This window comes from Lentzea sp. NPDC054927 (genome assembly GCF_053610285.1).
Genome location: NZ_JBSGXZ010000041.1, coordinates 1 through 22,113 on the forward strand (window position 1 = coordinate 1; position 22,113 = coordinate 22,113).

15 protein-coding genes, 1 tRNA gene and 1 pseudogene are annotated in these 22,113 nt (G+C 67.0%); 8 read left to right on the forward strand and 9 right to left on the reverse strand.

Translation table 11 applies throughout. From position 1 onward, the window contains the following. Nucleotides 1-774: 774 nt before the first annotated feature. Nucleotides 775-1,212, forward strand: a pseudogene (locus ACWGE0_RS36395) (PAS domain S-box protein); the annotation flags it as partial. Further along, complete coding sequence (locus ACWGE0_RS36400; protein WP_452265501.1) at nucleotides 1,213-2,505, forward strand: diguanylate cyclase domain-containing protein; 1,293 nt, start codon at nucleotides 1,213-1,215, stop codon at nucleotides 2,503-2,505. On the opposite strand, the gene ACWGE0_RS36405 is transcribed toward ACWGE0_RS36400, so the two are convergent. The 4 genes from ACWGE0_RS36405 to ACWGE0_RS36420 all read right to left on the reverse strand — a co-directional run bounded on the left by ACWGE0_RS36405 (nucleotide 2,480) and on the right by ACWGE0_RS36420 (nucleotide 8,996). Further along, nucleotides 2,480-2,977, reverse strand: coding sequence for a DUF2165 domain-containing protein (locus ACWGE0_RS36405; protein WP_452265425.1), 498 nt, complete (start codon nucleotides 2,975-2,977; stop codon nucleotides 2,480-2,482). The genes ACWGE0_RS36400 and ACWGE0_RS36405 overlap by 26 nt on opposite strands. Nucleotides 2,978-3,047: 70 nt before the next feature. Further along, nucleotides 3,048-6,857, reverse strand: coding sequence for an nSTAND1 domain-containing NTPase (locus tag ACWGE0_RS36410; protein ID WP_452265426.1), 3,810 nt, complete (start codon nucleotides 6,855-6,857; stop codon nucleotides 3,048-3,050). 251 nt (nucleotides 6,858-7,108) lie between these two features. Continuing rightward, nucleotides 7,109-8,008: an LCP family protein gene (locus tag ACWGE0_RS36415; protein WP_452265427.1), complete on the reverse strand. Its 900-nt coding sequence runs from the start codon at nucleotides 8,006-8,008 to the stop codon at nucleotides 7,109-7,111. Nucleotides 8,009-8,054: 46 nt separating this feature from the next. Further along, nucleotides 8,055-8,996 (reverse strand): nucleoside hydrolase, encoded by a 942-nt coding sequence (locus ACWGE0_RS36420; protein WP_452265428.1) that lies wholly within the window; start codon nucleotides 8,994-8,996, stop codon nucleotides 8,055-8,057. A gap of 28 nt (nucleotides 8,997-9,024) precedes the next feature. Here ACWGE0_RS36420 and ACWGE0_RS36425 point away from each other — a divergent pair, with 28 nt between their 5' ends. Continuing rightward, on the forward strand, nucleotides 9,025-9,510 hold the full coding sequence (locus ACWGE0_RS36425; RefSeq protein ID WP_452265429.1) for an N-acetyltransferase family protein: 486 nt from the start codon (nucleotides 9,025-9,027) through the stop codon (nucleotides 9,508-9,510). Here ACWGE0_RS36425 and ACWGE0_RS36430 read toward each other — a convergent pair. Beyond that, nucleotides 9,491-9,718, reverse strand: coding sequence for a hypothetical protein (locus ACWGE0_RS36430; RefSeq protein WP_452265430.1), 228 nt, complete (start codon nucleotides 9,716-9,718; stop codon nucleotides 9,491-9,493). The genes ACWGE0_RS36425 and ACWGE0_RS36430 overlap by 20 nt on opposite strands. A gap of 223 nt (nucleotides 9,719-9,941) precedes the next feature. Here ACWGE0_RS36430 and ACWGE0_RS36435 point away from each other — a divergent pair, with 223 nt between their 5' ends. Next, nucleotides 9,942-10,412, forward strand: coding sequence for a hypothetical protein (locus ACWGE0_RS36435; RefSeq protein ID WP_452265431.1), 471 nt, complete (start codon nucleotides 9,942-9,944; stop codon nucleotides 10,410-10,412). Between the two features lie 47 nt (nucleotides 10,413-10,459). On the opposite strand, the gene ACWGE0_RS36440 is transcribed toward ACWGE0_RS36435, so the two are convergent. Next, nucleotides 10,460-13,552, reverse strand: a complete 3,093-nt coding sequence (locus tag ACWGE0_RS36440; protein WP_452265432.1) for a M14 family zinc carboxypeptidase — start codon at nucleotides 13,550-13,552, stop codon at nucleotides 10,460-10,462. A gap of 238 nt (nucleotides 13,553-13,790) precedes the next feature. Between ACWGE0_RS36440 and ACWGE0_RS36445 the strand changes: the two genes are divergently transcribed. After that, entirely contained in the window at nucleotides 13,791-14,357 is a 567-nt protein-coding gene (locus ACWGE0_RS36445; RefSeq protein ID WP_452265433.1) for an SRPBCC family protein, read from the forward strand. A 63-nt stretch (nucleotides 14,358-14,420) separates the two neighbouring features. Here the strand turns inward: ACWGE0_RS36445 and ACWGE0_RS36450 are convergent. After that, nucleotides 14,421-14,496: transfer RNA gene (locus ACWGE0_RS36450), tRNA-Arg, on the reverse strand. 272 nt (nucleotides 14,497-14,768) lie between these two features. Between ACWGE0_RS36450 and ACWGE0_RS36455 the strand changes: the two genes are divergently transcribed. Next, nucleotides 14,769-15,506, forward strand: coding sequence for a hypothetical protein (locus ACWGE0_RS36455; protein ID WP_452265434.1), 738 nt, complete (start codon nucleotides 14,769-14,771; stop codon nucleotides 15,504-15,506). Between the two features lie 10 nt (nucleotides 15,507-15,516). Beyond that, nucleotides 15,517-16,251: an FkbM family methyltransferase gene (locus ACWGE0_RS36460; RefSeq protein ID WP_452265435.1), complete on the forward strand. Its 735-nt coding sequence runs from the start codon at nucleotides 15,517-15,519 to the stop codon at nucleotides 16,249-16,251. A gap of 54 nt (nucleotides 16,252-16,305) precedes the next feature. On the opposite strand, the gene ACWGE0_RS36465 is transcribed toward ACWGE0_RS36460, so the two are convergent. Continuing rightward, nucleotides 16,306-19,503, reverse strand: a complete 3,198-nt coding sequence (locus tag ACWGE0_RS36465; RefSeq protein ID WP_452265436.1) for a penicillin acylase family protein — start codon at nucleotides 19,501-19,503, stop codon at nucleotides 16,306-16,308. A 406-nt stretch (nucleotides 19,504-19,909) separates the two neighbouring features. On the opposite strand from ACWGE0_RS36465, the gene ACWGE0_RS36470 reads away from it, so the two are divergent. After that, nucleotides 19,910-20,557 (forward strand): response regulator transcription factor, encoded by a 648-nt coding sequence (locus ACWGE0_RS36470; protein ID WP_319969720.1) that lies wholly within the window; start codon nucleotides 19,910-19,912, stop codon nucleotides 20,555-20,557. Nucleotides 20,558-20,587: 30 nt separating this feature from the next. Here the strand turns inward: ACWGE0_RS36470 and ACWGE0_RS36475 are convergent, their stop codons facing one another. Further along, nucleotides 20,588-22,087 carry a diguanylate cyclase gene (locus ACWGE0_RS36475; RefSeq protein WP_452265437.1) on the reverse strand — a complete coding sequence of 500 codons (1,500 nt, stop codon included), beginning with the start codon at nucleotides 22,085-22,087 and terminating at the stop codon, nucleotides 20,588-20,590. Between the last annotated feature and the right edge of the window lie 26 nt (nucleotides 22,088-22,113).

The following is a 22,113-nucleotide window of genomic DNA, read 5'->3' on the forward strand; positions in this document are numbered from 1 at the left end:
GAGACACACCCACAACCTGGCGGGGGTGTCAAACGGACGAAAAGCGTGTCCGTTTGACACCCCTGCCTGGTTGCAGCAAGTGCTGGGCACGACTCGTGACGGGGACCCGCCCGGAGCGCTGTTACAAGCTAAGGACGCCTCGGCTTCGCCATCGGGACTGCTCGCCTGCGGCTTCGCTTGGGGCCTCGCCTGCGGCATCGGCTTGGCTCGCCTGGGCGTCGCGCGGGTTGCGGGGGCCGCTTGGCGCAGGGGGTGGGCCGGTGGTCGTCTGTGCGCCGAAAGAGGAGCCGGAGTTGGTGCTTGGCGTGGGAAAATTGCTCCGATTGAGCGAGTAAAGGTTGTAACGCTGCGAGATGGCTGTACGCCCGTTGGGGGGAATGCCTCCGCGCATTGGGACGGTGTGGTTTGCTGGCGGTAGGCTTCCGCACCGTTGCTCGCCGAGCAGGTCAGGTGGATCGATTGCCGAGCCAGGACGACGCGAGATCGTCGCGCCCGTTGGGACGTGACGAGCTGGCGCGCGACTGGGCGATCAAGGTCAACGGGACTGCTTACATACCGTTGTCGGCTGTTCGGTTGACTGCGGAGCTGCGTGAGTTGCTTGACGTGGTGGCTGAGGCTGTTGCTCAGGATCCTGGTGTTGCTTCCCAGGTTGGGGTGCGGCTCGTTGAGATGCACTGCGTTGGTGCGGAGAGCTTGCGGAAGTCGGTTGAGATTCTTGCGCGGTTCGTGGCGCAGGAAGGGGCTGATGCTGAGCAGGCCGCGTTGGTCATCGGGATGGTTTCGGCGGCTTATACCGGGGCGATTCAGGCGTTTGTGCTGGAGCAGCAGGAGAGTGTCAGTCAGGCTCTGTTGAGGGCCAACCGGGCTGTTCAGTTGGACTTGCAGGCCAGCGAGGAGCGGTTCGAGGACATCTTTGCTCACTCGTCCACGGGTATTGCGATGGTGAGCCTTGGTGGCGAGTTGGAGCGGGCCAACGAGGCGTTGTGCAACATCCTGCGGCGTGAGGATGTCGACGGGATGACGCTCACGGATTTGATTGCGCCTGTGGATTTGCCGCTCATCACGGATGCGCTGGCGAGTCTGGAGCACGGGCGGCTGCGGCGGGTTGAGGAACGGCTTCGGTTGATCGACCGGGATGGTGAACACTTTCGGGTGTTGCTCGCGGCGACTCTGCAGAGGGACCCTGAGGACAATCCCAAGCATTTTGTGGTGATGATTGATGACGACAGCCAGCTCACGTTGCTCGGTGGGCGGTTGCAGTACCAGTCGTTGCACGACGCGTTGACCGGGTTGCCGAACCGGCAGTACCTCACGACGCGGCTGGAGTCGTTGTTGCACAGCGACATCGAGTACGGCGTGACGTTGTATCACCTTGATTTGGATGCTTTTGCGGTGATCACGGACGGGCTCGGGCGCGAGGTCGGCGACAAGGTGTTGAAGCTTGTTGCCGAGCGGTTGTCGACGGTGTTCGCCAGTGAGAAGGCCATGGTCGCGCGGCTCGAGGGTGACGAGTTCGCCGTGCTGATCGAGAACGGGCCGGAGACTCCGGACGTGGACACGACGATCCGGATGATCGAGCACGAGCTGGCTGAGCCGGTTTACTTCGACGGGCACGGGGTTGCGGTGTCCACGTCGATCGGGGTGTTGCCCCGGTTGCATCCTGGGGGCAGTCCGGCGGAGGTTTTACGGGCGTCGGACATGACGTTGCGGCGGGCCAAGCGCAGTGGTCGTCGGCAGTGGGGGTTGCACGACGCCACGCTGGACAAGCGGGAGCAGGAGGAGTTCGCGCTCGCCGCTGTGATGCCCGGGGCTTGGGAGAGCGGCGAGATCGAGGTCGTGTTCAACCCCGTCATGCGGCTCGACGGGGTGGCGCGGGTGTGCGTCGAGGCCGAGTTGAACTGGCGGCATCGGGATGCCGGGCTGATCGCGCACGAGAAGTGCGTGTCGATGGCCGAGCACACCGGGTTGATGTTGCCGCTCGGTGAGTGGATGTTGAGGACGGCTGCCGAGACCGCGTGTCAGCACGACGAGATGCTCGCCGTGTGTCTTACCGCGAGCATGGCGAACAGTCCTGACCTGATTCGGGACGTTCGGCGGGTGCTGTCGGACACCGGGTTGCAGGCGGAGAGGCTATTGCTGGGCTTTCCGGTGCACGTGCTCGCGTCCGAGGACAGCGAGGCGGCCGACAACCTCGATCTGTTGTCCGACATGGGTGTGCACATCGGCGCGCGGGACTTCAAGGGGTCCACCGCGGAGATCGAGCTGGTTCGCTCGCTCGGGGTGAAGGCCGTGCGGGTGAAGGGGCGCGCTCAGAAGCCGGACGAGTTGGTGTCGCACGTGCTCAGCGACCTCGTCGTGTTCGTGCACGAGGCCGGTGGTCTCGTGGTGATCGACGCGATCGAGGACGCTGAGCAGCGGGAGTGGTGGGGTGAGCTGGGCGCCGACGCAGGGGTCGGGCCGGTGTTCTGCCGGGAGCCGACTACTGCGTGGCCCGACGCGGACTGAGGTGCACGAGGATCAGCGCGAAGCCCGCGATGGTCACCATGCGCAGGGCGGCGGTGATGCCGTTCCAGTCCTTCGACTGCCACATGGCGAACCACTCGCCGCCGATCGTGATGAAGCCGCCGAGGAACAGCGCGACGATCATCAGCAGGCCGGCGGACGCGAACTTGCGCGCGCTGTCCTCCCGGTCGCGGAGGTAGGCGATGGTGCCGGCGGTCAGCAGGACCGCGGAGATCGCCTCCCACAGGATGATCGCGACGTAGACGATCGTGACGATCGCGGGACTGGTGATGGCCCGCCACTTCAGGCCCTGTCCGAACGTGGTGTCCATGGCGAGCACGTGCTGCACGAACGCCTCGTTCGTGCCGTAGTCCGTGACGTTGCCGAGCACCACAAGAAGCATGTTGAGAGCGATGAACCCGACGGTCACCGCGACGACCGCGCGCAAGCTGCCGACCCGAGCAAGAAGACGCATGGAGCGGACAGTAATCGATGGGGTGCTGCCGGTAGGCGCGGTTGGCCGGACTCCCAGGGGCTGGGCCTGGTCAGCACGGGTTCTTGAACGTCACCTGGGGCAGGCGGGCCTGCCACAGCTCCTCGGTGAGCGCTCCGCGGGTGGTCGTGCAGATGCGTTCGGCCTCGTGCGCGACGTCGAGGTCCCACAGGCGCAGCACGCCGTCACTCGCGCTGACCATCAGCACACGGCTGTTCGGTCGGAAGTGGACGAACGGCTCGGCTCCCGAGGCGAGCGCCATCGGCTGACCCAGTGCGGTCGCCTCGGCGGGATTGTCGATGTCCCACAGGCGGAACGTCTTGTCCGAGCTGCCGCTCGCGAGCATCTTCCCGTCCTGCGTCACCGAGAGCGAGCTGACCTGCTGGGTCTGCCCGGTGAGCACGCTGAGCGCCACCGGCTTCTCCCGGTCGCGCACGTCGAAGATCCGGATCGCCTTGTCGGCACCTCCGGTGATCAGCGTGCGGCCGTCCGGGGTGAAGACGGCGCGCTGCACGGGCTCGTGGTGGTCCTCCACCGGCTTGCCCAGCAGGCGTGGTTTCGTGACGTCGGTCATGTCCCACAGCCGGAACGTGCGGTCACTGCTGGCCGTCACCATGGTCTTGCCGTCCGGGCTGAACGTCACGTCGTTGATGTACCCGTCGTGTCCCGTCAGCGGATCGCCCAGCTGGACCGGGTGCGCGGGATCGCTGACGTTCCACAGCCGCACCGACTTGTCGTCGTTGCCGGTCACCATGGTCCTGCCGTCGGGCGAGAACGCGAGCGGGTTGGTGAACCGGGTGGGGATCATGATCGACGGTCCGAACGGCACGATGTGCGCGGGATCGCTGGTGTTCCACAGCCGCACCGTCCCCTCGCCGGAGGCGGTGCCGAGCACCTTGTTGTCCTGCGTGAGCTTCGCCTTGACGCCTGACCGGTCCGGGCCGGCCTGCACCGATCCGACGGGCTTGAGAGCGAACGGGTCCGTGTTGTCCCACAGCTGCACCGTCTTGCCGCCGTTGCCGCTCACGAGCAGCTTGCCGTCCGAGCTGAACGCGGGAGGCCCCACGTTCGTGGGGGCGATCGGCACCATGTTCTGCGGCAACGACCACAGCCGCACCGAGTTCTCGCCCGCCCCGGTCGCGAGGCTGCGGCCGTCCGGGCTGAAGCCGACCGCGAACACTCCGCCGCTGGGTGCCGCGAGCGGTTTGCCGATCTGGTTCGCGTTGGGCGGGTCGGTGACGTTCCACAAGCGGGCGGTGGCGTCCGAGGCGCCGCTCGCCAGCACATGGCCGTCGGGGCTGAACTTGACCGACCACACGCCGCCGGTGTGGCCGATGAGCGCGTCCCCGACCGGATTCTGCGTGGCCGGGTCCCACAGCCGCACGGTGTTGTCGTCGCTGCCGGACGCGAGGAGCTTGCCGTCGGGGCTGAACGTCACCGAGTGCACGCCGTTGGTGTGGCCGGTCAGCGGCTTGCCGATCATGGTCCTGGTCGCGACGTCCCAGAGCCGGATGTTCTGGTCGTCGCCGGACGTGGCGAGCGTCCTGCCGTCAGGGGTGAAGGCGAGGGTCCTGACCGCCGCGGTGGCGCCCCGCAGCGGTTCGCCGAGCGGTAGCGGGTTCGCGGGATCGCTGACGTTCCACAGCCGTGCGGTCTTGTCCTCGTTCGCCGCCGCGAGCGTCTTGCCGTCGGGGCTGAACTCCAGCAGGTAGCTGGTGCCGTTGCCGGTCTGGACGGTCTTGAGGTGCTTCGGGTTCGCCCGGTCGGTGATGTCCCAGAGCCTGATCGTCTTGTCGTTGCCGGTGGTGGCGAGCACCTTGTCGTCCGGGGAGAACACCGCGGAGGTGAGCCAGTCGGTGTGGCCGGTGATCACCGCGAGCGGTTTCGGGTTCGAGCGGTCGCGCACGTCCCAGAGGCGTGCGGTGCGGTCGTAGCTGGCGGTCGCGAGCACCGTGCCGTCCTTGGTGAACGACGTCAGGTACACCGCGCCGGTGTGCCCCTTCAACGGCACGGCCAGTGGTGTCTGCTGGGTCGCGATCAGCTTGGACGCCACGTCCTGGTCGTCGGGCCGCGTCCGGTGCGCGGCGAGCAGCATCTGGGCGGCCAGCGACGGGTCGGTCTCGGTGATCCGGTCGGCCTCGGCCACGACCTGGCGGAACACCGCGTCGTTGCGCTGCCGCACGGCGATCACCGCGGCGCTGACCGCGATCAGCGCGAACACCACCACGAGCGAGACGGCGCCGCGGCGCAGCCAGACGCTCTTGCGGTGCTGGTGCTCGGAGGCCTGCACGAACTCCTTCGCGAGCGTGGTGACCTGCTGCTGTCGCGCGCCTTCCAGCCGTGCGCCGCGGTAGAGCAGCGACGAGTCGCGTTCGCTCGTGGCCCACGTCGCCGCGTCCTCTTCCAGCCGTTGCCGGGCCAGGTTGCCCGCGCGGTCCTCGTCGATCCAGCTGCGCAACCGGGGCCAGGCGTGCAGCAAAGCCTCGTGCGTGATCTCGACGCTGCCGGCGTCGACCGTGATCAGCCGGGCGCGGGTGAGGACCTCGAGCGCGCGTTCGGTGGCGGGGAGGTTCGTGCTCGCTTCGAGCAGGCTGTGGCGGCTGGACCTGCGGCGGGTGTCCTGGGTGTCGTCGCCGACCCGGACCAGGCGCAGGAGCAGCTGTTTCGCGGCGGCGCGCGCCGGTTCGTCGAGGTCGGACCAGGCGCGTTCAGCCGTGGTGGCGACGGCGCCCTGGATGCCGCCGGCCGCCCGGTAGCCGGTGATCGTGAGACGGCCAGCCTGCCTGCGTTGCCACGTGACCAGCAGGGCGTGGCTGAGCAACGGGAGCGCGCCGGCGTCGTAGGCGTCCTTGCCGCGGCGGTTGTGCGCGCCGAGGTCGCGCAGCAGGAGGTCGACCAGGCCGGGTTCGAGCTGCAGGCCCGCGGCCTTGGCCGGGTTCGTCACCGCGTCGCGCACCTCGGCCGCCGACATCGCGCCGAGCACCATCTGCCTGTTCTGCAAGGCCTCGGCGAGTTCGGGGAAGTCGAGGCAGCGCGCGTAGAAGTCGGCCCGCACGCCCAGCACGACCGCGGTCTTCTCCGCCGCCGCGTGCAGGGCCTGCACGAAGATCCGCAGCCGGTTCTCGTCGCCGCCGAGCGTGAACGCCTCCTCGAACTGGTCGACGACCACCACCCGGCTGCCGACCGCGATCTGCACCTCGTGCGCGAACTCGGTCAGCACGTCCGAGTCGACGGCCGACTCCAGCGTGAGGATCAGCTCCGGCACCTGGAGTGCGAACTCCTTCAGCGGATCCGTGCCGGGGGAAATGACGATGGCGTCATTGCGGAGGCGGGGCAGGACGCCCGCTTTCATCAAACTGGACTTGCCGGCACCGGACGCGCCGACCAGCATTGTGATGCCGTTTTCCGTCAAACGGGCGAGCAGGGCGTTCGTCGCTTTTTCCCGGCCGAAGAACCAATTCGTGTCCTGCGGTCCGAACGCGCTCAGGCCCATGTACGGGCAGACCGCGCCCTCTTCAGGAGGGGGTGTGTCCGTGTCGGTGACCGGGCTGGCCAACGCCTCTTCCCAGAGCCTGCGCCAGACGTCCAGGTCGTACAGGCCGTCGATCGCGGGCTGGGGCTTGCGCTTGCGGGCCTCACCGACGAGGACCTCGAGGACCGCGCTCAACCCGCTGAACTTGGCGGGCACGTTCCGGCCGCGCCGCCAGTCGCTGACGCGTTGGGAGGGGACGCGGACCGGTCTGCCCTGTTCGTCCGTTCGGCGGGCACGGGTGACCGACTCCGTGACCCTCTTCAGAGGAGGGTCGCCTGCCTCCGCGTAGAGCAGCGCGAAGCGCTCCGCGAAGACGCCACGGGGTCCCAAGCGGCCTCCACCTCGTCCGGACCGGAAAACGTGGACCACCCGTCTGAGCTGCGGCGCACGCACCGGAGAGGCGGTCTGAGACCCACCCTAACGAGGTGGTCTGACAACCTCGACTCCACGTCCTTCACAAGACCGGGAGACCGTCACAGTGGCAGTGACCGACTGGGGTAGAACTTCCACGGCTGAGGAGCGCTGGGGGTCTCCTCAGCCGTGGCCTCGCCCAAGCGAATGGCAAGGGGCAGCCTGCTAGGTCAGGCGGCCTGCCAGAGCGCATCCGCTTCTGGTTGCTTGGGCTGAACCCGGTTCGGATCCGGCAGGTAGGACTCGGTCGGCAGCGTCACGTAGGTGATGCTCTCCGGCTTCAACGCGGTGAGTTTGCCCGCGAGGTCGCCCAATTTCGCAATTGACCCGAGTTCGGTGTCCGTGACGATGGACTTCGTCAGGATGTCGGCGAGCTGGAGCGTTTTCTGCGGGCTGGCGAGCCAGTTCTCGTTCGCGAGTTTTTCGCTCAGCGCCCGCATGAACAGCTGCTGGTTCTTGATTCGGTTGAGGTCGCTGCCGTCACCGATGCTGTAGCGCGTCCGCACGAATGCGAGCGCCTGCGTTCCGTCGAGCTTCGTCGGACCGGCCGGCACGTGCAGCCCGCTCTTCTCGTCGTCGATCGCCTCGGGCATCGTGACGTCGATGCCGCCGAGCCGGTCGATGACGTCGCGGAAGCCGTTGAAGTCGATCTGCACGAAGTGGTCGATCCTGATGCCGCTCATCTGCTCGACCGTCGCCACCGTGCACGCCGCGCCACCCGTGGAGAAGGCGCTGTTGAACATGGCGATGGACACGGGCGGGTTGGTCCCGCACTGAGGCCTGGGCACCATCGTGTCGCGCGGGATGCTGACCACGCGCGCCTGGTCGCCGGCCGCGTTGAGCTGCACGACCATGGCGGTGTCGGACCGGCCGTCGTCCTTGCCGATCAGGAGGATGTTGAGCGGGCGGCCAGGCGTCGACGGAGGCCTGGGATGGGTGATCTCCTCGGCCAGATCGACGGTCTTGAGGTTGCTCTCGAGCTTCCAGTAGGAACCCCCGACCACGACGCCCGCCGTGATGACCACGGCGGCCCCCGAGACCGCGAGCCATCGTTTCAAGTGGACGTTCATACCTCTGACGGTCCCGGTCGTTTGTCCGGATCCCGTCGGGGGTTTGTCAGGGTTGTGTCACAGCGTGCCTCAGCTGGTCGAGGAAGACGCCGTTCTGCGCCGTGACGGCGTACTTGGCCTTCGTGCGTTCGGTGGCGACGTCCCGGTCGAACGGGCTGCCTTCCGCCAGGAACCGCAGGTCGGCGACCAGCGCGCCACGGGTGTACCGGCCGGTGAGCTCGATCGCGAACCGGTCCTCGTGGTAGGTCGCGAGCTCGGGCTGGAGCAGGATCGCCGCCGCGAGCGGGTCGTGCGGCACGAACCCCGGCTTGCCCAGGTAGCTCTCGTAGAAGTCCGCGTAGAACCCGAGGAACTGCCGCGCGTAGTTGTCCTGTGGGAGCGCTTCCAGCCACTCGCCGGGCGCGTGGTTCGCCATCGTGACGTCGAGGCCGACGATCGTCAGGTCCTCGAAGCCGGCGCCGAGCACGAGGTCCGCGGCCTCCGGGTCGTGCCAGAAGTTGGCCTCGGCGTACGAGGTGATGTTGCCGGGCACGTTGAGCGCGCCGCCCATGACCACGACCTTGCCGAGCAGCTGCGGCAGCCGTGGCTCGATCTGCACCGCCAGTGCGACGTTGGTGAGCGGGCCGATGGCCAGCAGGTTCAGCTCTCCGGGGTGTGCCCTGGCCAGGCGGGCGATCTGCTCGGCAGCGCTCTCGTCCGTGCAGGTCGTCGTGGGGACGTCGCCGGCGAACCCGCCCAGGCCGTCCTCGCCGTGCACGTTCTCCGCGGTCATGAGGGGCTGTGCCAGCGGTTTCGCGGCCCCCATGGCGACAGGGGTCTTCAGGTTGAGGCGTTCGACGAGCCTCAGGGCGTTGGCGGTGGCCTGCTCGACCGGCACGTTGCCGTGCACCGTGCCGATAGCGACTATTTCGGTGTCCTGTTGCGCGTGCAGGTAGTACAAAGCGAGGGCATCATCGATGCCTGGGTCCGCGTCGACGATGATCCGCATGTGTCCGATCATGCCATTGGGGGATGACATGACAGTCAGGCTCGCAGTTGTTTCCGACGCTGCCGCGGTGGCCTCTGTGCACGTGCGGACCTGGCAGGCCGCGTATCGGGGCCTGGTCCCGGATTCGGTGCTGGACAACCTCTCCGTGGAAGAGCGCACGTCGATGTGGGAACGCAGCATCCCGCACGGCGGAGTGTGGGTGGGTGTCGTCGACGATGTGGTCGTCGGGTTCGCGGCGGCCGGCCCGTCTCGTGAGCCTGATGCCGATTTCCAGCTGTATGCGATCTACGTGCTGCCCTCCGCGTGGGACAGCGGTCTGGGTTTCTCGCTGGCTTCCGCTGCTGTCGGCGACTCGCCGGACGTGATCGTCTGGGTGTTCGACGAGAACCCGCGGGCCCGGCGTTTCTACGAACGGTTCGGCTTCCGCGCCGATGGCCTCTCGAAGACGGAGACCATCGGCGGGGCCACGTTGAACGAGATCCGCTATCGCCGGGTCACGACCGCCGAACGGTGATCTCGTCGATCAACACGCCGTCCTCGTCCAGCGCGCGGACCGTCATCCTGGCCGGTGCGCCGTTCGCCTTCGGGGTGACGTCGACGGCCGTGATGCCGTAGCCCCGGTAGCGCACCCGTGACCAGGTGACCTTGGTGTCCGTGTAGCTCGAGCTGTTCTTCTTGTAGCAGCGCATGGTCGGGGTGCCACTCGTGTTATCGTTGTCCAAATAGGACTCCGGCGCGTTCTGGTACTGCTGACGGCCTTCCCAAGGTGCGGCGAGACCGTGAACAACGTCCCCATCTCCTGCCACGCCAAGTCACTGCTGAGGGCACGAACGTCGGCGGGCAGAGCTTCCCCGTACTCGCCAGGCTTGCCGCCCGAACGGCCTGAGCGTGCCCCCGTTCGCGCTGTCCTACCATCGAGTCACCCGACGTCAGGTGGGAGCTGCCATGGTGTTCCGCCGCAACCTGGAGTCACGCGAAGCCGAGATCGCCCGCGAGGTGTTCGGCGACGCCTTGGACATCAGCGCCCTCCGCTTGGCAGAAGGCGGCCTGCTGGGCAGCTTCGGCGTAGCCCGCACGTTGCCGAGGCTGGTCACCTTCCCCAAGGGAGTCCTGACCGAGCCGCAACACCAGGCGCGCTACGAGCGCTGGCTGGTCCACGAACTGACCCATGCCTACCAGTACCAGCACGGCCGCAGCGTCCTCAGCCTGCTGCCCACCGCCATGGCCGGCTTCTTCGTCAAGGGCCTCTACGACTACGGCGGCGCGGAAGGCCTGCGCGGGAAGACGTTCGCTGACTTCAACACCGAGCAGCAGGCCAACATCGTGGCCGACTACTACTACCTGAGTACCTACGAGCCGCACCGCGACCTGTCGGCTTACGAGCCGTACATCAAACACGTGCGGTCAGGCGCCTGACACCGCACCGCGCCTTGAGCTGCAAGGCGCGGTGCGGCCGGTCTGGGTCAGCTGAGCAGATAGGTCATGGACCTGGCCATCACCTCGTTGCGGATCGCGACGTTGCTGATGCCCTCGAAGCCGAACCCGAAGTACAGGGTGTCGGCGGTCTTCACCACGGCGCCCTCCGGGAAACCGGCGGCGGTGGTGCGGGTGAAGTTGTTGCCGTTCGGTGCACTGCCCGGAGGCGGTCCCGTGACAGCCCAACCGTCCATACCGGACTCGAACGACGTCGAGCCTTCGCCGGTCGTCACGACGACGTCGTCGACGAACACACCGAGACCCTGCGAGGACCAGTCGCTCGCGTAGGCGATGGACACCTCGACCTGGGTGCCCGCGTAGGCGGTCAGATCGACGTTCCACTGCTGCCAGCCGCCGGAGCCCGCCGACGCCGCGTTCCAGGCGCCGGTCGTGCCGGTGGGCGAGCAGGTGCCGTCGGCGTTGAGGGTCTGGTAGTGGTCGAGCTGCGGGTGCAGATCCCGCCAGCCCGCCGGGCAGCTCTGCCCGGTGCTGGTCGTCGTGTGCCCGTTGATGTCGGGCAGCGTCGTCCAGTTGTCGCCACCCGCGGTGCGGGCCTCGACGAACAGGTGGTCCCACTCGGGTTCGGTGTCGTAGGACGTCCAGAACGACAGTTGGGCACCACCCGCGGGGACGCTGATCGTGCGTGTCAGACGCTTGTACGACACGTCACTGATCTGCGAGTACATGTACATCTCGCCGGAGTGCGGCGCGAACGGCCCGCCCGGACGGTCCCACGCCGCGGTGACGTTGCTGGCGAACTGCGGATACTGGTCGACCGGCAGCAGGCCACTCGTCGTCAGGAAGGACGCGGTGTGGTCCTGGTTCTGTGCGCTGTCGAGGCCGTTCAGGCCCCACGCCAGCCCGGTGTGAGGATCCGCGACGCCCTTGACGCCGAAGGTGTCGCCGTTCTCGTCGTGACCGGCGCCCTCGTTGATGATCGACGCACCGAACCAGTACTCGATGACGTCGTTCACGTTGTCGCCGGACCCCGCGAGCGGACGACACCGCAACGCGGCGTCGGCCAGCGTGCTGCACTGCGCGTTCGCGAACGGGTCGTAGAGCTGCGTGCCGTGCCCGGACGCGTACTGGTGCCCCGCGTACTTGCCGGTGTAGAGCACCTTTCCGCCCTCGTTGAGGTAGTCGCGGACCTCGAACAGCTCGGTCTGCGCCAGGCTGGACGCGTTGCCGGGGCCCCAGCCAGGTTCCCGGGTGATGACGTCGTCGCCGGTGTACCAGACGACGGCCCGGTAGTGGCTGAGCACGCCGAGCGCATCGGGTGCCTTGCGGCCGTTGGCATCGACGTCGTACACGTCGTGGCTCAGGCCTGCCGCGGTGAGTGCGTCCGTGTAGTAGGACAGGTACTTCGGTGCCGTCACGCCAGGCATCGCGGGCGAGGCGCCGGTGTAGTCCTCAGCGGCGAGGACGAGCACGTCGTCGCCGGTCTCGGAAACAGCGCGGTAGGTGAACGAACCACTTGTCTGGCCGCCACCCTCGAACCACACCTTGACCTGGTCACCGGGGCTCGTCCCGCTCACCACACCGCGGACGACGTGGTAGTAGTTCGCGTTGCCGGCGCCATAACGTTCGCCGCCGGTCCACTCGCTCGTCGGAGCGCTCTGCACCGGCCCGTTGCCGATCTGCCACTTCGCGGTGACGGCGCCGAGCGACTTCTTGGCCAGCACGCGGACTTCCTGCGGATCGCCGTACGACACGTCGAACGTGAAGTCCAACATGGACAGTGGCGTGTTCTCGACGTCGGCGTCGGCCTGGTCGAGGTAGAACGGCTGGACACCGATGCCGACCGCGGACTTCGGGTTGGCCGGGTCGACCGCGGACCGCGCGAGCGACATCGAGAACGGCAGCGTCTTCTGGAACTCCGCCTCGACGAGCGCCTCGTCGTCGGGGAAGACGAACCCGCAGCCGTCACACCCTTCGCTGAGCTCGGGCGTGAACGACACGGTCCCGTTGCGAGCGTCGGCGTAGTCGGTGGTCTCCCCGTTCGTCACGTACAGCTCGTCGGAGCTGATGCCGGGATCGAACCCGGCGATCGCGGGCTTGGCGTCAGTGCCGGCCAGCGCGACGTAGATCGGGTTGTCGGCCTCGGGGGATCCGGTCTGCCACCCCTGCGGGTAGAGGATCCACTCACCGGCGGAGTGCCAGTTGGACTGGAACTTAGGCTTGATCCGGTCCAGCAACCCCTGCATCGCCTTGGTCTCCGGCTCGGAAGCCTTCGACGGCCCGCGATAGGTGTCACTCGCCGCTGTACTCGACGAACCTTCGTTGTCGTAGTTGAAGTGCTCGTCGAAGTTGCGGTTGGGGTCCACGCCATCGCCAACGCTGATCACGCCGTTGCCGTCGTTGTCGCGCAGGTTCTTGCGCCACAAGCGCTCCGCGTCGAACGAGTACTCGTAGCCGTCCGGGTTGGCGACGAGCACGAACCACAGCTCCGTGCTCTTGAGCAGATCCTTGATCTGCTGGTCGCCGGCCTTGAACCTGTTCACGAAGTGGTGCAACAACCGCCGGTTCACCTCGGTGCTGATCCACTCCCGAGCGTGCTGCGTGGACGAGTAGAGAACCGCGGGCCTGCTCCCGTCCACCTGACCGCTGGCTCCCTGCGTCACCTTGACCGCGATGAGCTCACGCCCCTGCCCGGTCTTCCCGAGCACCTCGAGCTTCACGAGGTTGCGATTCTCCCGCGCCAACGCGTAAAGCTGGTCGCGAATCCCACCGACCTCGTCGAAGGACCGCCAGACGCTGAACCCGTCAACAGCCTGCTCAGCCGCGAGCTGCCGCGCGCTCTTGCCGTCCTTGTTCTTCTTGAGCTTCGCGTCGACCCCACGCTTCGCGAGCTCCTTCTGCTGGCTGGCCGCGAGCACCAGCTCCACTTCGACCTCGTCACCGACAGCTCGGCCGCCAGTGATGTCGAAGCCTTGTCTGGAGAGTTCACCAGCCTGCTCTCCAGTCACCTGGGCGACGTAAACGTCCATCGGATCGTCGCTCGGAACGGCAGCGGCGGGCGACACCACCACACCGCCGAGGACGAGCACCAATGCGGACAGGGCTATCGCGGACCGCTTCATTGCGTTCCTCCGGCACGTGCGTGGTCGACGCAAAGACCAGCCGACGCTACGCCGATCAGCCGTTACGACAACAGGCCTTTCGGCCCTACTCGTTGCCCTGAAAGGCATTGCGCCGTGTAGCCAACCGGACGCACCGCGTAGCTGACGATCTTGTCGGTGCTGCGGTCAGCTACCCACACCATTGCCGCAGCACGGGTATCGCCGACCAACTTCTGCTTCCACTGTTGACTGGGCGAGGATGCTGGCGACGGCCGTCCACTCGGGAACTCTGGAGCGCACCGCCATGAAGTACACCGTCTCGATCGAGATCGCCCTGCCGCGGGACAGGACGGTCCAGCTGCTCGCCGACCCGGCACACATGCCGAAGTGGCTGCGGGGTCTGGTGCTGCACGAGCCGCTGAGCGGCGTGCACGGCCAGGTCGGCACCAAGTCTCGGGTCGTGATGCAGACGGGCAAGCAGAAGTTCGAGGCCACCGAGACCATCACGCGCCGGGAACCGGCAGACCTGCACGAGATCCCGGCAGGAAGCGTCGTTCACTTCGAGCGCGAGATCGTCGGCAAGGGCATGTGGAGCGCCGCGCGCGAACGGCTGACCGAAGCCGGTCCGGACACGACGCTGTGGGTGAGCGAGAACGAATACCGGTTCAGCGGCATCCTGATGCGGCTGGTAGGGGTCCTGATGCCCGGTGCCTTCCGCAAGCAGTCGCTACAGCACATGCAGGACTTCAAGGCATTCGCCGAGCTGGGAAAAGACGTCCGGGACGATGACGGCAAACAGGGGCAGATTCTCGCTGACGGTGACTGACCGAAAAGATCAGGGCCCGACAGCGTTTCAGCATGTCAGGCCCTGATTTCACCCGGCGAAAGGTGGTGCCCCAGGCAGGATTCGAACCTGCGACACACGGTTTAGGAAACCGATGCTCTATCCCCTGAGCTACTAGGGCTGGCGACAGCAGTCTACCGGGGTGCCGCCACCGAGTTGACCAGTGCCCCCGGCTAGCAAGGAGCCGGGTGGTGCTCACGCTCGGTGAGGGGGCGGCGGGGACGACTGCGGCCGTTGGAGGGAAGTGAGGCAGGCCACCTTCTGCCGGGCACAAACGTCAGGTACGCAGGGCGTGTGAGCAGACCCTGGCCCGACTTCCGTCCTGGACCGCTTGGCGCCCTCAAGGCTTGGTGGCGGCGGCGGGTGCCTAGGCGTGCGGACGACATCACGTTCGTGCCGCCGGTGAGCAGTCATCAGCACGAGTTCGAGACGCCGTTGCCCAGTGCGGTGTACGGGTTGGATTTTCAGGTCAAGTTCACGGTTGTGTGGCGGCTTGATCTGGCTACGGGGCTCAGGCACAACTCGCCCAAGAATGCTGCTGTGCACCATGTTTTGCAGCGGGCGAAGGAGATCAGCGGCAAGGCGATGTTGGTTCATCACGCGGCGTTGCAGGTGCAGTTGGGGGATGAGCTCGCCACTGAGCGGCAGGTGCCTGGGACGCATGTGTGGGCTCGGGCTGAGCAGGTGAAGATCAGCACCGATGAGGGCGATCTCGAGATGGCTCGCAAGCACATCGAGCTCCTCAGGAACTCCACGTTCAAGTTGGCCGAGCGGGATGTTGAGCGGGCCGAGATTCGGTACCTGCGGGACGAGGTGCTGACGGACGTCGGTACGGCCACGATCTGGTGGTTGCAGCGCAACGGGTATCAGGTCGAGGAGGCGGTGAAGCTGGCCGGGCATCTGGCTGAGCTGGTGAAGATCGCGCAGCTCGAGCCGACGCGGCATTGGGCCGAGTCGCTGGTCAGCAGTGTTGAGCGGGCCCTGCCTGAGCTCGAGGATCAGCATCGGAAGGACTTGCGGCAGCATCTGGCCAAGGCGTTGAGCGTGTACGGGGGGTCGCGGGTGGCGGCTGAGTTCGCTGATCAGGTTGGGTTGCCTGCGGGCGAACAGCACACGAACGGGCACGTCTAGGCTGGTTCGGGTGTTGACCGAACTTCGCAGTGCCGCGGTGGTTGCCGGGTTGCGGGCGCTGGCCCGGCTCACGCCTTATGCCGAGGCGGAGCTCCTTGGGCTCCGTAAGATCATCAAGCCTGGGGACGTCTGCGTCGACGTCGGTGCGGCTTTGGGGTTGTACACGGTCACGTTGTCCAGACTGGTTGGTCCACTAGGGACTGTGCACAGCGTGGAGCCGTTGGTGTTCGCGCATCCCGCGTTGTCGTATGCGTTGCGGCCGAGGGAGGGGCGCAACATCCAGCGGCACTCGGTGGCGTTGGGGAACAGCCAGGGGCGTGAGGTCATGAGCGTGCCGGTGCGGCACGGGAGCCCCGTGACCGGGCGGTCGTTCCTCACGGTGGGGGCCAAGGGGCTGGGGTCCAACGAGGAGTTCGACCAGCACCTGGACGTGCTGGTCAAGGCGGACACGCTCGACCACTTCGTCGAGGAGCACGGGATCGGCAAGCTCGACTTCGTCAAGGCGGATGTCGAGGGGGCCGAGCTGCGGGTGCTTGAAGGTGCGAAAGAGACCATCGAGCGGCTCAAGCCGGCGTTCCTGCTCGAGATCGAGGAACGGCACGTCGAACGGTTCGGGTACCACGCGAAGGACGTCGCGGACTTCCTCGCCGAGCGCGGGTATCGGATGAGCACCTGGCACAAGGACGAGTGGGTGCCGACGCACAACATCGGTGACGAGACGCGGAACTACCTGTTCAGGGCCTGAAAAAGTAGAGGACGCCGACCCCTGGGGGTGGATCGGCGTCCTCATCTCGAAGGCCTACGAAACGTAGACCTCAAGCTCGTACAGGGAGTATCCGTACTGACCGGCCCGTTGGGTACCCGTCATTCGGAGGTATCTCGCGTCCTGTGGCGTGAACGCTACGACATCATCGCCGCCATCGCCACCACTTGTGGAGAAAACGTTCCGCCAGTTCGCGCCGTCATTGGAAACCTCGATGCGGTAGCCCTTGCCGAAGGCCGATTCCCACCGCAACACAGCGCGACCGATCCGTTGCACTGAGCCAAGGTCCACCTGGATCCATTGGTTGTCGCTCCAGTCGCTGGCCCAGCGGGACAACGGGTTGCCGTCCAGCACGTTCGCCGGCGGGAGGTTGTTCCAGCCCGTTTCGTGGGACGACGCGGAAGCGGTTCCAGCAGCTGCCAGGTTGGTGATGTTCTGGCTGCGCCGGGCCGGGAACTGCACGACCTGCTGGTAGGTCGGGCGGTTCTGCCAGTGGATCTTGTCCTGGGTGACGCCGCCCATGGCCCGGTGGATGATCGTGTCCGCGCACCACTGGTCGCCTGCCGCGCAGTCCGCGTCACCGGGGTAGACCTGGTTGGCGGGCTTCGCGACGGCCGCGGTCAGGGAGTCGACCATGGCGGTTCGGCAGCCTGCCAACGTGCCGCCGCCGCAGTAGGTCTGCGGGAAGGCGCCCTGGACGGGGTCGCCGAGGACCTTGCGCAGGTCCTTGTCCACGTAGCCCCACCAGCCGTACTGGAACGAGGAGCCCTTGTGCGGTGCGGCGCCGTGGGCGTCGGACGGGGCCTCGTCGACCTGGACGGCTCCGACGATGGCGTTGTACAGCTCGGTTCCCAGCGAGGACTGGAACTGGGCCTGCACCAGCAGCGGCCACCAGGCATCCAGAACTCGAATGGCCTCGGCGTGGGCGTAGGTCTTGCTGCCCTTCGCGGTCTCCTTGCGCAACGAACCGGAACGCTGCCAGTCCTTCAGCTTCTGCACGACCGGGGCCAGGGCCGGGTCGATCGCCGAAGACTCGACGACGCGCAGCAGTTCGGGCAGCACCTGCTCGGCGCGCAGGTCGGCCACCGCGGCCTCGGCCATCGCCTTCGTCAACGCAGCGCGCGTGACCTTCTGACCGGACGAAACCAGCGCCCGGACTCGGCCGTCGAGCAGGTCACCGCGGTGCACGGCGCTGTGGCCGAAGCCGCCGAACGTGAAGTCGCGCGCCTGCTTGTTGTTCCAGGAGATGTAGTAGTCCTGGTTGATCGAGTTCGGGTGCCCGGCGAACGGCATGTAGGAGGCGACGTTCTCGTTGCCGTCCCAGCCGACCCACTCGTACTCGGCCCGGCCCCACGTCGGCAGGTTCGGATCCACAGTGGACCGCCGCACCGGGTTCAGGCCCGAGTTGTAGTACGCCGTGTCACGGGAGTCCGCGTAGAACCAGTTGAACGCGTACCCGATCTTCCCGGCCGCGCGCTGGAAGTCGGTCGCCGAACGGATGGCCCCCGGGTCGTTGAGCTCCTGGAACCCGATGATGGAGTCGACCTCGTGCATGTACGTCGAACGCAACGTCGTGTACGCCACGACCTTGCCGCCAACGGTCGCGCGGCTCGTCACCAAGCCGTACTTGGTTCGCCACATCACCAACGTGTAGGAGCCGGCGGGTGTGCCGTCGGCGACCGTCGGCTTCCAGGCGTTCTTGCGCTCCAAGCGTTCCATCGGCAGGCACTGGCCGTGGAACAGGTAGGACGAAGAAGCCTTCGTGGGAGCGGAACCGTCCGGGTTGCACAGCTCGACGGCGTAGGTGTCGACGATGTCCTGGCCAGAGGAGGTCGCGCTCCACGAGTAGTCGACGCCGCGGCCGAGCTGCACGTACATCGAGACACCGGCGAACGAGACGCCGCGCGAACGGACGCCAGGCCCGTTCAGTTCCTGCAGCATCAGCAACTGCGGTGCGAAGTAACCGGTCTGCGGACCCCACACGGCGATCGGGTTCCCGCTGTCCGTGTGCGCACCGGACACCGCCAGCGCGTTGGACATGCCGTGCTTCTTGTTCAGGAGATCGGCAGGCAGGACGCCATCGGCGAAGATCCCGCGAGCCTTGGCAACGTCAGCCGGAGCCGGCACGGAGACAGCGGCTCCCGTGCCGCCCACCTCGTCGTAGTTCATCCGCTCGGGCGTGATGCTGCCGGCATCCGGCAGAGCCACACCTTGGGGCGAAGCGGGAGAAGCCGCGTAGGGGAACGACTGTCCGTTGTGGAGAGTCAGGACGGCTTCGGGGTCGTTCTGCGCCCGGAACGCCTTCCACACCTGCTCGCCGGCGGTCGCGCCGTACTTGTTCTGCGCGGCCAGCTTCACCAGCGCGGACTGCACCTCACCGCCACCACCCGCGCCGAACAGACCGCCGACGACGGAGGCGATCGCCACCATGTCGGTCGACTTGAACGGCTGGATGTCGTTCCAGTTCGTGATCGAGTCCGCGTGCCCGGTCAGCACGTACTCGCCGGGGAAGTTGCGCGCGCCGACGGACTGCGTGATGTAGGCGTTGATCCCGCTGATGTAGTCGTTGACGTCGGCCACCGCCTGCCGCCCGCGCTCACCGCCGTTCGCCGCCGCGGTGTCGATCTGCTTCTGCAGGTCCGCCTCGGTGTACGGGATCTGGTTGTAGAAGCTCTGCTCCAGCACCCGGTTCGAGGGCGAGCCGCCGGCGAACCCGGAGAGCTGACCGCGGCCGAGGTGGCGGAACAGGTCCATCAACCACAACCGGTCCTGACCGGCCGCGAAACCGGCGCCGAACATCGTGCCGGACCGCGTGGTGCCGGTGATGTGCGGCATGCCGATCTTCTTGTCGCGCACGATCGTCACGTCCGCGCGCGGCTTGATCGTGCTCTCGACCTGGTCGGACGGCACCCCGAACGACGCGTCGTTGAAGAAGTTCGTGAGCTGGTCGTTCGTCAGGCCGCTGTAGCCGTTGACCAGGGCGTCGTACTTGCCCAGCTGGTCGGCGGAGTGCGCGGGCCTGGTGCCGAACGCCTTGTGGGTCAGGATCTCGGCGAGCGTCGCGTTGCCGTTGTTGCCGGGCGGCACGATGTCGCCGCACTGCCCGAGGCAGTAGTCGTCGGCGGCGAACGCGGCGGCGCGCGGCTCCTCGGCTTCGGCGGACGGGACGAGAACGAGGGAGGCGGTGACGGCGGCGATGGCCAGCAGGGACGTCACCGGATTGGCTCTCCGCATGGCGCGAAGCTCCTCTCCGTGCAGGGCAGGGTTGCTGTGACGCACGTTACTTTCCGGTAGGGCTATTGCGAAAGACCTTCGCGTTTACGGGTTGGTCACGGTCTGCTGTATCGATCCCGAACCGTCTTGACCGATTTCCGGGGTTGTATCCGTGTTTCTGGTACGACATTCCACTGAGTGGGATTTTCGTGTTTGGTTACTCAGCGTTCTGATGACACCGCTCAGGTCCTGGTGGCATGCCTACGCAGCGAAGTCATCGCGCAATTCCGGTAACTGTGAACGCGGCTCCCGTTCTCGAAAAACCGTTACCACATGATGAGATAACTGAGAATTAACGTGACCTTCGGCGTGCGTACGCGAAGATCACGAACATGAGGGAGCACGGAACGCCAATGCGGGAGGCGTCGTGATCAAGGTTCTGCTGGCCGACGACGAGGACCTCGTCCGTTCAGGCCTTCGCATGATCCTGAGCAGCGTCGGGGACATCGAAGTCGTCGCGGAATGCGATGACGGACACCTGGTGGCCGACCTGGCCCGCCAGCACCGTCCTCACGTGGTCCTGCTCGACATCCGGATGCGCACGTCGGACGGTCTCGTGGCACTGCGGAGATTGCGTTCCATGCCGGACGCACCGCGGGTCTGCATTCTGACCACGTTCGACGTCGACGAATATGTTTCCGAAGCTCTGCGCCTGGGTGCGTCGGGCTTCCTTCTCAAGGACACCGAACCGGAACAGCTCGTCAAAGCCGTGCGTGACCTTGCGCGCGGGGGTGCTGTTCTCGACCCCGGCGTGGCGGCACGGGTTCTTGCGGCCGTCGCGGACGGCGAGCGCATGGCCGAGCCGGCGCGCCGGCTGCTCCAGAGCCTGTCCGAACGTGAGCGCGAGGTGCTCGTGCTGATCGGCCAGGGCATGTCCAACGCGGAGATCGGCGGCACCCTGCACCTGTCGGAGGCGACGGTGAAGGGCTACGTCTCGTCCGTGCTCGGCAAGATCGGCGCGGTCAACCGCGTGCAGGCCGCGCTGGTGGCCTATCGCGGCGGCCTGATCGCCTGAGGCCCGAAAGCCCGTAAAACCTGGAGAACCTCAGTTCCCCGAGACGATCTCGGGGACCTCGTCGACCGACGGTTCGACCTCGACCCTGTTCCGGCCGTGCCGCTTGGCGCGGTACAACGCCATGTCCGCGGCCGCGAACAGCTGGTCCAGCTTGGCCGGTCCCGCCGCGACGCCGATGCTGACGGTGGGCCGGCGGACCGCGCCGAGCACCATCGTCCAGTCGTGGCCGTCGACGGCCGCGCGGATCCGCTCGGCCACGTTCGGGCCGACGTCCATGTTCGGTCCGGTGTCCCCGAGCAGCACCACGAACTCGTCACCGGCCCAGCGCGCCACCAGATCGTCCGACCGGCATTCGCGCCGCAGCAACGCCGCGATCTCGCGCAACGCCGCATCGCCGGTCGCGTGCCCGGCGTCGTCGTTGACGTTCTTGAACCAGTCGACGTCGACCAGCACCAGCCACGGCACCCGGCCGCGCGCCGCCGTCGACTCCAGCAACGCCGCGGCCGCGCGTTCCAGCCCGAGCCGGTTCGCCAGGCCCGTCAACGGGTCGCGTGCCGCTGCTTCCTGTGCCGCCACCGCGAGTCGTTGTGCCTGCACGGCCACCCGGCGCTGTTCCAACGCCTGGCCAAGGCCTTCCTGCAACGTTTCCCGCGCCGTGCGCGACGCCGTCATCGACCTGCGCAACGCCTCGGCCTCGCCCACCGCGTCACCCAGTGCGTGGCAGATGTCCGCCAGCTCCGTGGAGAACCGCAGCAGCAGCGAGATGTCGTTGATGCGTTCGGCGTGTGTCACTGCACGGGACGCGAACGTGCGTGCCTCGTCGAGGTCGTCCTGCTCGCGGCGCACCACGGCGAGCACCCAGTTCCCGACCGAGATGCCCCACATGTCGGTGGCGTCCAACGCCAGCCGCAACGTCTCCTGACCGGTCTCCTCGGCCTTCTCCAACTGGCCGACACCGGCGAGCGAACGGCCCAGGGCGCCCATCAGCGCCCGGCGCATGACCTCGTCCTTGGCCAGCGAGAGACCCTCGTCGAGGTACGCCAGCGCTTCCTCGAAGATCGCCGGCGCGGCCGCGGGAGGTCCGGAGCAGGCGCGGAAGTTCAACGAACCGCCGAGGCGCTGCAGGCAGTGGGCCAACGTGTCGGTGTTGCCCGCACGGCGCGCGACCTGAACCGACAGCCGCAGCATGTCCAGCGCAGCACGACGGTTGCCGATGCCTTCCATCAGATAGCCGAGCGAGCCCATCGTCTGGGCCACGGCAGGGCTGTCCGAGCGGTCGGCGTCGAGGTCCGTCCACCCTTCCGCCGCCAATTCCAGGGCGAGCGGAATACGGCCGAGGCGCCATGCCATCACAGCCCGGTTGACCAGCACCGCTGATCGAACCCAGCGGTCGGCGCCGGGGGACACCTTGGTGACCACCTCGTCGAAAAGACTGTTCGCCTCCGGCAAGCGGCCAGCGTTGAGCAACGCGCGGACCTCTCGGTCCAGCCGCGGAATCTGGCCCGCTACCAGCGGATCGCGCTGCTCCACTCGTTCATCGACTCCGTTCCGACTCG

Bases quoted from the DNA above. Each gene is read 5' to 3' on its own strand.
- ACWGE0_RS36400 (WP_452265501.1), top strand. From the start codon at position 1,213: ATGATTGATGACGACAGCCAGCTCACGTTGCTCGGTGGGCGGTTGCAG.
- ACWGE0_RS36405 (WP_452265425.1), bottom strand. From the start codon at position 2,977: ATGCGTCTTCTTGCTCGGGTCGGCAGCTTGCGCGCGGTCGTCGCGGTG.
- ACWGE0_RS36415 (WP_452265427.1), bottom strand. From the start codon at position 8,008: ATGAACGTCCACTTGAAACGATGGCTCGCGGTCTCGGGGGCCGCCGTG.
- ACWGE0_RS36420 (WP_452265428.1), bottom strand. From the start codon at position 8,996: ATGCGGATCATCGTCGACGCGGACCCAGGCATCGATGATGCCCTCGCT.
- ACWGE0_RS36425 (WP_452265429.1), top strand. From the start codon at position 9,025: ATGACAGTCAGGCTCGCAGTTGTTTCCGACGCTGCCGCGGTGGCCTCT.
- ACWGE0_RS36435 (WP_452265431.1), top strand. From the start codon at position 9,942: ATGGTGTTCCGCCGCAACCTGGAGTCACGCGAAGCCGAGATCGCCCGC.
- ACWGE0_RS36440 (WP_452265432.1), bottom strand. From the start codon at position 13,552: ATGAAGCGGTCCGCGATAGCCCTGTCCGCATTGGTGCTCGTCCTCGGC.
- ACWGE0_RS36445 (WP_452265433.1), top strand. From the start codon at position 13,791: ATGCTGGCGACGGCCGTCCACTCGGGAACTCTGGAGCGCACCGCCATG.
- ACWGE0_RS36465 (WP_452265436.1), bottom strand. From the start codon at position 19,503: ATGCGGAGAGCCAATCCGGTGACGTCCCTGCTGGCCATCGCCGCCGTC.